The organism is Mycobacterium sp. (assembly GCF_965229105.1).
Lineage (GTDB): Bacteria > Actinomycetota > Actinomycetes > Mycobacteriales > Mycobacteriaceae > Mycobacterium.
In genome coordinates this window covers 3,774,149-3,788,162 of the sequence record NZ_OZ245858.1, presented here as the reverse complement: position 1 = coordinate 3,788,162, position 14,014 = coordinate 3,774,149, and the positions used below count along the sequence as shown (strand labels likewise).

Here is a 14,014-nt window from a genome sequence, read left to right as displayed (position 1 = left end):
CGGCGACGAGCTTGCCTTCCCGCGGGTCGAGCCGGTCAATGGTGTCGAGCGAGCCGAAGAACACGGCGTCCTGGTCGCGGACGAGTGAGCTGACACCGGTTACCTCGACGCGCACACCGTCTCGCTCGGTGTTGCGAACGGTCCGCACGAGCCATTCCTCGTCGCGGACGACGATCCGCTCGCCTGCAGCTACTTCAGCCATGTCGCCCGAGTCCTCGCGTCAGTTGCAGCATTTCAAATTCAGGCGTCGGCATGATCGAAGAGTCCGTGAAATAGTCCCTCTTCCTCATCGCCGTCATCGTGAGTCCCGAAGAGCAGGGCCCGGTCCAAATAGCAGTTGTTCATTTCGCACGAAGTCTCTGGCGCCAGCACGCACGCGTGACATGCTGCCAGGTTCAGCCCGTCTGAGCCGGCACCTGTCGACTCGATGCACACCGGATCCGACGAGCACCACGACAAGCGTTGCAGGCCCTCGATGAGAGCGGACTGCAAGTGTTCGGTCTCGGCCATCGAAGCGACGCCACCGAGACTTCCCGCCGAATCGGAGCTCGCCGTGTAGACCAGTAGTCCTGCGACCTTATCGTCGACGAAGAGCCGCTCGCGTAGTGCTGCTGCGGGATAGCCGGCGTCCAGAGACAGTTGATCGATGATCAGGTGCGACAACGTGTGGATGGCGACTTTGATGATGTCTACTGTTGTACGCGGGCGACCATACTCATCTGCAGCACGATCAGATGCCTTCTGCAGAATTCGCTGTCGCTTGCTTGCGAAGTCTCGTCCGGACCATTCGTCGACCGTCGCCTTTCGAAACGCTAGGAATACTCCTTCGCCTATGACCTCGATGGCCGGAAGCCAGTACAGGTGGGTGGGCGATAGCGGGCACAACTTCTGGACAGGCCCCGACGGGTCGGGAGCACCGTCCAGCCGCGTGAATCCCTGCAGGGCACGAACTTCCCGCAACCGAGTCACTTTTCGCACTTCGGTGATCAGCGATTCAAATCCCTCTGGTACGTCACGGCGCAGACAGACGAAGTCCGAATCCAGGCCCTCCTCGACTCGTCCTTCGACGAGGGCTTTGTACTCGTCGGCGCGAAGCTTGGCCTCGGTGATTTCCTCGTCGTCTTCCTGTTCGCCGCGGCGCCGATCGATCTCCTGCTTGATCTGTTCCGCTGTATACCTTCCCTTGGACATCGCCGAGAGTCCGGCGAGTACCGGGGGGATCACGGCTGCCGGATCCTTGACCATCTCCCAGTTCTTGTCGACGAATTTCGCCAGGCCATCGGAGTAGGGCGGAATGGAGATCGTCGAACGAACTGCGGGAAACCAGACGTTCGACGCACCGCGCTGAACAACGCGCGGGTAGAGATCGCAGTCCTCGTGCGTATCGAGGCCCAGCCACGGGCGTAGACCCCGGCACCTACCGAACTCAACAAGTGAGCCGGCTCCGATGGCACCTTCGAGGCTTCGGTCGTCGACGCCGCAGGTGCAGTTCAGCGTCAAGTCACCCAGTGACGACGTCCGCCCGAGCACGTTCAGCTTCATCTCGTGTTCGTCGCTCTTGATCTTGCCTTGTTGATCTTTATGAAGCCATTGATAGACGGGGAACTCGCTCATGTGGCCGCTCTGACACGCGCCGATCAACCTGAAAGGGCTCAGGTCAACACCGTCGACCTTGCATACGGCATTTTGCTTGTCCTTCGACAGTTCCGACAATGCGCCTATGCGTCGACACTTTGGGCACACTTGCGTGTACGGGTAGCGGATGACCGGCACGTCTCGCTTACCGCCGGCAGGGGGTGACTTCAATTCCTTCACCCCCAATGCGCGCGCGAGTCGCGGCTCGAGAACGCGCTCGGCTCGATCGACATCCCATTCGTGCAGGCCTGCGATCATGTAACTTGTTGACTCAGAGGGGAATAAGCCTCCGACACCGTAGGTACTGAGCAGCTGACTACGGCGCGCCTTCGCGGTGTTCACCGGGGAACCTTTCTTGCAGGGATCTGATAGAGCGTGCTCTCGGCGTCGACGTCACGCATGCTCTGAAGTGTCGGCCAGGGGGTTTCGCGTTGCGAGTACTCGATCAGGTCATGGGTCATGGCAATCTCTGGTGGTACGAGGAGCGAGTCGTCGTAATTGCTGCTGTCCTGATACCGCATATCCGGATGCGCTTCAGCCTCTTCCGTCCACACCCGAACGAGTTCATCGAGCTGCTTGATGGTGTCAGCAGCTTCTTCGGCGTTCGTGACCTCTTTCGCCCGCCGCGCCAACAGGTCGGCCATGAGGGTGATGTTGTCGTACTCATCGGACGCGCGACGAGCCGCCTTGTCATCCGACATCCCGTCGACGAGCAAACGTGTGAGTGAGACGAGCACACCATGCAGGGCACGGTCGCGGGCGCGTGCGGCGAACGGTGTAGCACTCGTCGCCTCGACCGCCCGATACAGCGCTTGGTGATACGGGATGAAGTTCTCGTAGTGCGACCTATCGCGTGACCGAGCCGAGTTGAAGATGGTAACGACGAGACCAGGGTGTTGGCGACCAACGCGGCTGGTGGCTTGGATGTACTCAGCGCTCGACTGAGGCTGCCCCATGACAGCCATCAAACCGAGCCTGTCGATGTCGACGCCCACCGAGATCATGTTGGTGGCGAGCACCACGTCGTTGGCAGCGCCCGAGGTGCAATCCCTTTCAAGGCTCTTCAAAATTCGTGGGATGTTCGCAGAAGGCTCACGGCTGGTCAACTCAACCGCCGGTCTCAGATCCCGTGCTGTTGCTTGTTTGCGGCGCGCAACCAGCTGCAACCGGTCCTTGACGTCGCCCTGAACCTGAAGATTGGCACTACCCAGTACACGAAGGCTGTTGAAATATCCGAGCAACGTCCAGTAAGGATCCCGAGTTTCCGGGCTACCTGCGATGTCTTGCGCCGCCTGGAGGATGGCGGCGTAGACCCGCACCATGAGTGTGGCGTGGCTGGTCCCGGCCGCCATCACGCCCACGTACTCGCGAGTTCCGTATCCGTCTCGCGGTGCAGGTTCGGCGAAGAACGACTGATCGGGATCGATACCCGGCGGCGGGAACTGTTCAGCGCGGCGGTTGAATACAGCCCGGATCTGTCGATCGGCGCGACGAATCGTAGCCGTGGATGCAATGACCTTGGGTTTACCCCGAGTAGGGCCCTCGGGACCAAGTTCGAGACCGCAGGCGGCATCGATCGCCGTCTCGTAGAGTCCGACGATCGATCCCAACGGCCCCGAGATGAGGTGGAGTTCGTCCTGAATGATGAGCGAGGGCGGGCTACCGATTCCATCCCGCGCGAACAGCTTTCGCACATCTTCACGCCAGGCCATCTGAGCGAATTTGTCGACAGTGCCCAAGACGAGCTCAGGACGTACCCGGTAGATGTCCTGGTCGACCAGGTACGCAGGCAACCCGTCGCGGAAGTCGCATTCCGCGTTCCCGCAGGCGATCTTGAGGCGCTCCACGGGCGTCTTGGTGACGGAGTAGTGCGACTCATTGAGATCTTTTCCGCACCAAGGACATTGTGTCAGCTGAACCGGGTTCTTCTCCTGCAGCTCTTTACCGTCGGCAATGGCATTGAGTGACTTCTGCGCTTCGGCCAGTGTGTTGGGAGTTGCCGCCTTGCCGACCCACAGGCCGATGGAGAACGGCCGATCACCGAGGTCATTCTCGCGCAGCCGGAGGCGTTCCAGAGAGCAGAGGAGCATGGTTGCGCGCTCGAACTGCTGAATGGTCAAGAGACGCAGGGTGTATCGCATGATCACGGCGACACCGAGCGCCTTCGGATCCTTGAGTCGGCGATGCAGGATCGTGAAGGCAACGAGGCCTAGGTAGGCCTCCGTCTTGCCACCGCCCGTGGGAAACCAGAGCAGGTCGGCTATGCCCCGATCTTCATGTTCCGGGATCGCCAGGCCCGGGAGATTCAGCAGAATGTACGCGATCTGGAATGGGCGCCAGCCTTGGTCAGCGCCATCGCCGACAGCGCCGATCGCTCCCCCACGGACCCAGTCCTGTCTGGCGCGTTGCATCTGCATGGCGGCATTCGCCAAGCGAAAGGCCCGGCCGACGTCGGGGTCGCCGACGAGGAGGTTGATTCCCTTTTGGATTCTGTCAGCTGCGTTGCGCGCCCTTGCTACATGCTCGTCAGCGACACCCCTGAGGCCTTCGTCCACGTCGGCCTTGCCGTCGTGAACCTGCGTGTCCAAGTTGTCGATCCACTCGCGGTACTCGGCGACCAGGGCGCCGAGGTTGACGGCGATCTCTTCGTCAGTTGCATTGCTCAGAAAAGACATTCGCAGGTCGACGGCAGAGCTGGTACCGCCGGGACGGGCTCGCGGCACCTCTTGTCTCGGCACGAAGGTCGTCGCCACGCGTTCGACGGACTGAGCGGTCGATTCGCGGTTCCAGGTTGCAGCGCAACCATGTCCAATCGCAAAAACTCTTGCGTTGCGATAAAGCAAGGCGGCCGAGCGCAGGTCCTCGTCCTTGCTGAGCACCCCGTACGACGATCGATCGACGATTGCCTGCTCGACCGAGGTGACCTCAAGTCCAACCTGGAACCAGGCGTAGGCATCTCGGAATTCGCCTTTCGGCGGCGCTTGGGTGTTTCGAAGTGCCACCGACACAGCGACTCTGCCATTCTTCGGCACCCGGGAGTACACGTACAACTGGAGCCCGGGGATGACATCATCAATTTTTCTTGCACCCGACTTCGACACGTCCCATTCGATGGGTTCGATCGTCTGCGGGCTGCGTAGCCAGGAATCCGGCTTTGCAATCTGTTGCCACTTGGATGGACGCTTTGAGCCGGCTCCTTCGCCACTCCCTGCATCGACTGACGGAATGTACCTCGCCACATCAATCGCGATCTGGACTGACTTTGCCGTCGACAAATCTACGGAGAATGTGATGCCCATCGAGGTCGGATATCTCATCAACGCTTGCGAGATGGGGCTGTCTGCTGCTCCATTCTCCTCAGCCTCCGCGCTGTCGGGCTCTGTCTCCGCCTCCTCCTGCAGCCGATCGTCGGCCGGCCACAGGACCCCGGCTATGTAGCGGTCGAGTGGTAAATCGGTGATGACCTCGTCGGGCCCCTCAGCCGGCCCAACTAGATCGTTTATCAGTTCATTGACGACATTGTCGCGAAAGGCGTACTGCTCCGTGAGATTCGACATTGCTGCTTTCTACGTCGTGGACAGATCTGGGCGCGCCAGGCCGGTGATCCTTGGCACCAACCAAAACCCTGAGCTTCCGAGGCCCGCCTTCTCCGACTCTGTCGGGTCGCCGGCAACAGTCTCAACCGAGACGAGGGACAAGCCGTCGATGATCTGCGGAGGGCTCTTCAGCCAACTGAATGCTTTTTGGAACGCGTGATCAAAATCAGCGCTGGTACGCCCCAGGAGTTGCCCGTCGTCGGTGAACAGCAAAAAGGACGGGGAGCCTTCAGTGGATTGATCTTCGTCCAGCTGCGCCTGAACGGCCAGGCCTATGAGACCGTCCGACTGCAATGTCTTCTGGATCTTTTTGGCGTTCACTTGAATCGAGGCTGCGGGATAGGCCGATTCGACATCGTTGTACTGAAATTCGAACGCCTTGGTCCATCTGGCGCCGCGCTTCTTTTTGCTCCAGGCCTCCTCCTTGAATCTTCCCCACAACTTGGGATCGGCCTTGATGATCGAGCTCGGCTGTGGGAGGCGACATACGAAGATCTCGTCACGAGCGCGACTCAATGCGACGTACTCACGACGCACCCTCGTCCACCTGTCTTCGTCGTTGGGCACCCAGGTTGGGTCAACCACGTAAACCGAGTCGAACTCGAGCCCCTTCGCACGGTGGATAGTCGACACAATCACTGAACTGAGGTCCGGTTCAGTCAATGGAAGGGGCAACGCTCGGGCCTTGACCAGACTGGCCACCCTCAAGAGATTCAAAGCGTCGTACTCACTGGTGCGTCCTTCGGCGGCCTTGAGCTCCATCCACCGTTGTTCAGCATCCTGCTTCGCCAGCAGCCGCTCTAGCGCAGCCTCGACCTCCGACCTTCGTTCCTTTGGGCCGGGTAGAGGTCCGAGCGCGCCCGCTATCCACTTCGCCGCACCAAAGTCCTGCGCCTGGCGGCGCACCGCGTGCGCAACGCCGCGCTCGTTGAGATACCGCGACACTCGAAGCACATCGGCGTTAGACGTGCAGAGCACGGCCGACTTCTTGCCCTTGTCGGGGGTGACCAGGTCAAACCATTCCTCGATCTCGCCGCGATAAGGCAACTCGAGCACCAGGTCGATGAGCAGATCCTCAGCCGAGTCACCGTCGTCAATCTCACGGAGAGCGTCTCCCAGGACAACCACCTGCTTTGGGAACTTTCCCCTGGCTCGGTAGTTCCTCCCCAGGCCTACGGTCTCACACCCAAACGTCCCGGTGAGCTCAGTGAATACGTCTGCGGATGACGTCTTGCTGAGTGAGTCGTCCAGCTGAAAGTCGTACACACCCTGCAAAGGATCACCCAGTGCAGTAATTCCGGCGTCCTCATCGAGCCATTTCAAGATTGCAACCACGAAGTCTGCCCGGTCCCCGACGAGATCTTGAACCTCGTCGATCACCACGTGGCGTACCAGTTCGACGTCGTGCGGTGCGGCGTCTGCTTCCTTGAGCAATCGAGTGGCCAGTCGGATCCGGGCCTCGAAACTACCTTCCAGGGGGATATCGGCGTCAAGAAGCAAGACACTGGCGAATGAGTCGAATGTACGCACATTCGCTGCGCCCACATCTCGCATATCGAGGCGTGTTCGCACAGCCGTCACGGCAGCACGTGAAAAGCTCAAAACGAGCACTTCTTCGGACGCTGTCAGACCTTCATTCTGAACCAGACTGTCGATACGACTGACGACCACCTCTGTCTTTCCCTGGCCTGCGCCGGCGATCACGAGCAACCGCGCATCCGCGGGCGCCTCGACGACCTCCAGTTGCTCGTCGTTGAGGTCGACTACTTGAGCTGCCACGTCAGTACTCCGCAGTCCGAACACTGCTGAGGCGGCGCTCGATCGCCACGTCGGGCGCCCATGTTTCACGAACGACGTCAGTCATTCTTAGCGTCGATACCCCAAAAGCTGCTGTCTCCCGCATGTGCGTTTTCCCTGTCCCCGAGATTGCCATCTTCACCTTCTAAGTACTTACGCCCGATCCGGCGGGTCCAACCCGGCCGTAGGGCCTCGAAACCACCTCGCCGATTCCATAGCGCCGTCGGCGGCATCGACGACTGTCCTGCGGCGCCGGAGTACGTGCACGCGTTAACGGCGTGTCGCGGAGTACTACTTGACCAAGCGCATGCCTTGGCAGAGAACAAAGAACCGTTCGTCGTGGTCGCCATCCCTTTTTCATGGCATCAGGTCATGAACATCGGCGAAACCGATTACGGAACTTGACAGCGGCGCGACGTCTCCGATCGAACAAGATTGCGCCTTCACCCCAAGCATGCTGCCTGCATTTCGTGGCGACCGGACTCCACAATGTCTTTGACGCTCTGATACACGATGCTGTCGCCGAACTCGACGATATTGTCGAGCATGTTGACGATCAAGACCTCTTCTGTCCCGCCGTTTTTCGGCCCGCGCAGCCCTCGGCCGACCATCTGTTGATAGCGGACCTCACTGCTGGTCGGACGTGTGATGTAGACAGCATCCGTCTTGGGAGCATCAAAACCCTGCGACAGTACGGCGTAGTTGGTCAATATTTTCAACTCCCCCGATTTGAAACGTTCGATGGCAACGCGGCGGTCTTCGGGATTCGTATCTTGGTCGATGGAGGTAGCCGGACGGCCATTGAGCGTGAGTAGAGTCGCCAGCGTTTTCGCGCTCTCGACAGACGCAGCGAACACGACGATCTGCCAGTCCTCGGGCTTGCCCATTACCGATTCGACGATCGTCCTGGTGCGGTCCTCATCCCGGCCCAGACGAAGCTCGGCGCTCTTCGATAGCCAGCCGTTGGATTGGAACTCCTCGAGTTCCCTCTCCGTCAGGTCGATCGATGCACCCCCGAGGAATTCGAGTCGCGCACGTGCGAGAACCCGGTCCCGTTGCAACCTGACCTGAGGGATCACATCTCCGAAGACACCCTCGTCCAACTGGTTGTCGTCGAAGCGACGAAGCAATCGTTGTGTTTCGTCACTGTCTCGGCGCCCGCGAAAAGGGGTTGCCGTCAGCCCGATCAGAGGCTTGTCACGCTCCCGCGTACCGCGACCTAGCCATTCGAGGATCTTTGTGTACGAGGGGGTGTACGCACCGTGTGCCTCATCGATGATCACGATCGGCGCCTCTGCCAGCCAGGCGAAAGACTCGTCAGGGACGGCACGAGCGAGAATCTTCTGCCACGTCGCGACTACAACCTGAACGCCGGCCACTTCCTCCTCCATTTCGTAACTGGACCAGAAGCGGCTCAAAATCAGTTGACTGTCCTGTCGGCCGCGTGCGCGCCAGAGATACGACCAAGTATCAATTGCTTGCTCGCAGAGTTCCTCACCATCAGCGAGCCACAGAATCGGCCCCGAGAAAGATGGCTCGGCCGCAGACCCGTCGAGCAATCCGTCCCGGATCGCCTCGATGATTGTCTGAACTGCAACTCGTGTCTTCCCAGCGCCAGTCGGCAACGAGATCATCCCTCGCCGGGGGCCGTCGCCTGCGAGGAGTGCCCGGAGGCGGCCCGAAACCACCTGCTGATAATCGTGCAGTTCGTCGAGCTGGGTCGGGCCATCGACGTACTCCGTCGGTTTGTTGCGGCGAGAAGCCTTCTGCCCGGCCCACTCTTCGCCGAAACCCAGACTTTTCACCCACTTTCGAGTGTTGAACGTCCCCGCCCAGGTCGAAGGAGCAGTCACAGGCAATCCGAGAGGATCCACCTTGCAGGCACGTTCAAGTGCTCGTACGCCCAGCATGGTCACGCAGAGCTCCGCGAGCCGGAGCTCTTGCGGTTCGGTCATGCCATCATTGGCGAGATAAGTCAGTGCGTCCTTTGGGACCAGGCTTCTCAGTCGCTCCTCACCCGCGAGCATCAAAAGGCGCTCGGCGTCCGACTTTGCGTTGCGGATTGCACGAACCCGTTTCGAATTTCGAAGCCGCTCCATGTCGCCCAACAAAAGGTCGACAGTCCGGTCAGAATCGTCATAGATCAGGCAGCCGAGCGCCTGTTTCAAGACCTCTTTGTCCGTTGCCCCTGTGACCAGGATTCTGTTCGCCTCACGACCCGCCAGGCACGCAACCTGCACTGCGGGTTGCCCCGGTACCGCAGCGACCTTGCTGATTGACAAGCATTTCTGGAGAATTACACCTTCCAGGTCGTCGGAGATGGCGAGTGCATCCAACACCGGAAAGACGTCAGCGACCAGCTCGGGCTCTGCACTCGTCTCGTAGGAGTAGGTGACAGGTAGATGCCGACCCTCGAGACACTCCCACAACTCGCTCAGCGTGTGGACATCGTCGATGCTGTCGACCACCACGCAGGGAATGCCGAACTCGCTGAGTTCCTCATATCCCGCCTTGCCGTGGACAACGGCGACGCTTGTCCTCTCCTCTTCCGTCCACTGGCCGTTCCTGCACACCCAGATGCGGTCCGGTGGTTCGACCTCTTTGTGAGTCCAGCACCACCAGGCGTAGGCCTGGCCAACACGCAGAAAGTCATTGCGATCGACGTGTATCTGCACCAGCGCCCTGAAATCGGATGGATTGAGTTCTGCTATCTCTCTTTTCAGCTTCAATACACGTTCAGCATCGGGACTCAGCACCACCTGAGTGATCGACGGCAGGAGACCCTCTGGGACATTTCGCACGTCCGCGACGAACGCTTTGCCGACGGGCACTGGCCCCAGCGTGGTCGGTAACATCCCGTACTGCCGCGTCCACCAGAGTTCGGGCGCCACGAAACGGGCCGCCTTGGTGACGTTCGGATGACTGACCCGGACGCGGGGCACTTCGACGTCGTTGATGATTGCGATGCTCAACGCGACTCTATTCGTCACGCTGAGATCGGGTAAGCAATCAAGTGGCCCCAAAACTGAATTGATGGTGTCAATTTCGATGTTCTGGCGCGCCTGGACACCAAGTCCGAGTTCTTCGCCGACGCGATCCCGAACTTCGTTCTGGTAGCGCGATACCCACCGTTCTTTCTCGGGGGCTGTTGATCGGGAGGGCCGCGATCTGACGCCGAGCAGATACAAAATCTCGTGGTCGGCGGCATGATAGTTTCCATCGACCAAGTAGGCCCCGTCCTCCTTCAGCTGCTTGAGGCAGTCTCCCGCAAAATACAATCCATGTGGAAGTACCCAGCGGCCGTTGCCATTTCGCACCTGGACAACCTTGGCCGCATGTCCCTTGAGCACCTCTTCGAACGCATCGTGGACTTGCCGGACACCGGATCCGCGCATGGCGATCCACAGTTCATCCCAATCGACTTTGCCGGTGCGCCTCAGCTCTGCCAGCAGCTGCAACATCTCACCGCCGTCCTCGAATGCGGTGATGCCGAGATGCTCCAACGCGTCAGCAGTCGATGGCCGCGTGGCTACAGCGCCATCAATGAAAGACGTGCCGTTCTGAGCCGCACTTGTACGCAGGAAACACCGCCCGCGGGCGGGTTGCGCCAACGTCCCGTTCTCGAGAAGAACGACGCGTGAATCGCGGACGTCCATCTCTGTGTTGCCGCCTTTGACCACCAGCTCAGAGGCGAACTCGACAGCGGCCGCCGACTGTTCCGGCGTCGGGTCAGCCACAACCGATTGGAGCCAATGAAGCACTCTTCCTGCAGGTTTGAGCCGATCTCCATCCTGCAGAAGACGATCAACCTTGGAACGCCGTTCGGTGCTGGTAGTGCACTCCGGATGGACCCACTCACTGCGGTTTCCGGCCATCGTCAGCCACCTACTCGCGAGATCCGCAGCGTCTTCAGGAATGCGTAGAAGCGAGCTGGGCGCCCGCAGCTGGCCATCCAAATCTGGCAAACAGCGAGAATCTCTCAAGGCCTGAAAAACAGGCTCGTTCAAAACTTTGTCAGCCCAGCTGCGCGCCTCCTTGCCGCGAGCCGGCAAGACATCGATGTACCTGCCCAACGCTCCGTCGGCGACAAGGTCTTTGCGTGCTGCCTTGACCAACTGCGGCACCACGTCGGCGAGAATCTCGTAATTGAAAATGCACTCGATCGCGTTGATGCGATCGTCGGACAACTTCCAGGGCGCATTCACTCGGCCACTCAAAGTGATGTCCGATTTGACGGGAAAGAAGGCCGACAACTGCCCCAACTCGACCCGCCCGGTCAGGGGCAAGGCCCAGCTGACGGTCACCGATTCGCGACGAGCTGCATGTCCGGCCGATTCCAGCGCCTTAGGTGACGGCTTGTGATCAGAGGACACCACCAACCACTCACGGTCACCGTCTTCTGTGGTGAGCGTGACGCGATTTCCCTTTTTCGCCGCTTTGAAGTGGCGCTCGGTTCCGCCCACAGTGTCCGTCAGGTCGAGGATTCGCACGTGGGGCGCAAACAGGTTGAACGACTCGTCGAATTCGTTGATTTCTTCGGACAGCTGCTGTGCCACTCCAGGTTTGAGCGGTACTTTCACGACTGTTGTCGCCCACGCAGCGAGGTCCGCCAACACAGGGTCGGCGCGAAATTCCGATGCGGGGTTGAGCGGCCACGCGAGGCGAAGTGCAGGGATATCCGTTGGCTCATAATGATATTCGAGTTCGCTACACAGCTGATCGGCCGATTGCTGCCGACTGAACTCGAACGACACTGATCGACTGAAGATCTGTGGACTGTCGGAGATACCGCTGATCGATTTGAACCCCAGACCGAACCGACCGATCTCGGCGCCGGATTTGTTTGAAAGGTGGGTGTATAGCAAGGCCCGAACACCCGAATCCTCGAAGGGCTTTCCCTCGTTCGCGACGTAAAGTGCGTCGCCAGTCAAGCTCACCTGGATACGACCCGCGTCTCCATGCAGTGCATCAGCAGCGTTCTGGACCAGCTCTTGGATCTGCTTTCGCCCGTATCCGCCCTCAGCGATGCCACGTTCCTTTCCGGCATCTTCCTCGACCCGGTTGGGATCCTCTTTATAGACCCGAACGCACTTATCTCGGAACTCGTCGACCAATCCTTCCAAAGCACGATCTGGATCAGCCCACCCCCTGGATACCACTTCTCTGCCCCCCACAGTCACTTTGAGCAAACCCCTGTTCGCGGTACTAACAACCGCACCCGGGATTTCTACCACTCACCGCCGACAAAATCTGGAGGTCGGTGACTTCCTACGAACGGCCGTGCCTCATCGTCGCTGACGGACTCGCCGGCTAGCATCACTGCCATGCCGCAGGAACAATCCCCGACAGCTCGTCAGCCGCGGATCATCGACCTTTTTGCCGGTCCTGGCGGACTCGATGTCGGGGCGACGTGGCTCGGACTTCCCGCTATCGGGATCGAATTAGATGGCAACGCCTGTGCAACGCGGGCCGCTGCCAGGCTCGACACCGTGCACAGCGATGTCCGAGCTTATGGGCCCGCTGACTTTCCCGAGGCAACGGTGCTCACCGGCGGCCCACCGTGTCAGACCTTCACAGTCGCGGGAGCAGGTTCCGGCAGGCGGGCACTCGATGACGTCATCCGTCACGTAACAGAGATGCCCAATCGCCCCGAAGACGGGGGTTACATCGGTGAGTTTTCGGACGAGCGCACCGGTCTGGTCCTCGAACCGATGAGATGGGCACTGTCTGCACTCCGGGCGGGGAGCCCGTTTTCAGCTATTGTCCTCGAGCAGGTCCCGGCGGTGCTCCCAGTTTGGGAGGCCTATGGCGATGTACTCGAGCGGTTCGGATATGGGGTAGCGCTCGGCATCCTTCGATCCGAAGAATTCGGCGTCCCGCAAACTCGGCGCCGCGCCATCCTGATCGCCCGGCTGGGCGATACGAACGTCACCCTCCCTTCCCCCACTCATCAGAATTTTAAGAAGGGCCAAATTGATCGGACCGTGCTCGGGCTGGAACCCTGCGTTTCGATGAAACAAGCCCTCATGCGGGACACGAGCTTCACTGTCGTCTCCAACTATGGCAGCGGAGGGGACCCTCGCAATCGAGGGCGGCGCCACTCCGATGAGCCGTCTGCAACGGTCACGGGCAAGATCATGCGGAATCGTCTCCGCCTCGCCAATGGCGGATGGAGTCGGCTGTCACATCACGAAGCCGGTGTCCTGCAGACATTTCCGTCAGATTTTCCGTGGTCGGGTAATGACGTAGGCCAGCAAATAGGTAACGCGATACCACCTCGCCTCGCAGTGCACGTGCTGGCACAGGCCCTCAATCTTCGATTCGACCGATCAGAGCTAGATCGCACGGTCAAGACCTCGTGGGCCGAGGCGCGACTCGCCCCTATTCAGTCGGAGCCCGTAGAACGAGGTGCCGACCTCGTGAGCACTTCTGACTGATCGAGGGCAATCGCGGATTTGCGGAGGACCGCAAGCTGAGTGCAGATTGCGTCCGCCACAGCGGTTGGCTGCTCGTGTTCCCAGAAGCGCAGCACCGTCCATCCTCGGACCGCCAATTCGGCATCGGTGCGCCGATCCCGTCGAATATTGCCATCGAGTTTCTGCGCCCACCACTCTTCGTTGGACTTGGGCCTGGTCGCGTGTTCTGGACAGCCGTGCCAGAAGCACCCGTCGATGAAAACGACGAGGCGAAGCCCTTTCCACACGATGTCCGCCTTGCACCTGAGGTCCGACTCGGGCTTCGCATCCACGCGGTACCGGATGCCACGTCGATGGAGAATTCGTCGGACGAGAAGCTCGGCACGAGTGTCGCGACGGCGTTGCCTGCTCATGCGTGAACGAACCGAATGCGAGGAGGCGGACGGCCTGCTACTCGATGGGCGAGCGGCGAACTCCTCGATCACAGCGTCCACAGTGGCACACTCGCGGTCAGCACCGACTCGATCACGGCAGGCTGATGTCCTTTGCCGACTCGCACGCGACTCGAAC

At 60.1% G+C, this 14,014-nt stretch carries 6 protein-coding genes; 1 reads left to right on the top strand and 5 read right to left on the bottom strand.

Features of this window, described 5'->3' with window-relative positions; translation table 11 throughout:
• Positions 1–240 precede the first annotated feature (240 nt).
• The 4 genes from drmB to ADBZ9O_RS17630 form a co-directional block, all read right to left on the bottom strand.
• Positions 241–1,977, bottom strand: coding sequence for a DrmB family protein (gene drmB / locus ADBZ9O_RS17645; protein WP_526524048.1), 1,737 nt, complete (start codon positions 1,975–1,977; stop codon positions 241–243).
• Positions 1,974–5,192 (bottom strand): helicase-related protein, encoded by a 3,219-nt coding sequence (locus ADBZ9O_RS17640; RefSeq protein ID WP_526524046.1) that lies wholly within the window; start codon positions 5,190–5,192, stop codon positions 1,974–1,976. Before ADBZ9O_RS17640 ends, drmB begins: the two co-directional genes overlap by 4 nt.
• Before the next feature lie 9 nt (positions 5,193–5,201).
• Positions 5,202–7,010, bottom strand: a complete 1,809-nt coding sequence (locus ADBZ9O_RS17635) for a UvrD-helicase domain-containing protein (RefSeq protein WP_526524044.1) — start codon at positions 7,008–7,010, stop codon at positions 5,202–5,204.
• 461 nt (positions 7,011–7,471) lie between these two features.
• Positions 7,472–12,142 carry a DEAD/DEAH box helicase gene (locus tag ADBZ9O_RS17630; protein ID WP_526524042.1) on the bottom strand — a complete coding sequence of 1,557 codons (4,671 nt, stop codon included), beginning with the start codon at positions 12,140–12,142 and terminating at the stop codon, positions 7,472–7,474.
• 210 nt (positions 12,143–12,352) lie between these two features.
• Here ADBZ9O_RS17630 and ADBZ9O_RS17625 point away from each other — a divergent pair, with 210 nt between their 5' ends.
• Entirely contained in the window at positions 12,353–13,465 is a 1,113-nt protein-coding gene (locus ADBZ9O_RS17625) for a DNA cytosine methyltransferase (RefSeq protein ID WP_526524040.1), read from the top strand.
• Here ADBZ9O_RS17625 and ADBZ9O_RS17620 read toward each other — a convergent pair.
• Complete coding sequence (locus tag ADBZ9O_RS17620) at positions 13,414–13,857, bottom strand: very short patch repair endonuclease (protein ID WP_526524038.1); 444 nt, start codon at positions 13,855–13,857, stop codon at positions 13,414–13,416. The two genes, ADBZ9O_RS17625 and ADBZ9O_RS17620, sit on opposite strands and share 52 nt — an antisense overlap.
• Between the last annotated feature and the right edge of the window lie 157 nt (positions 13,858–14,014).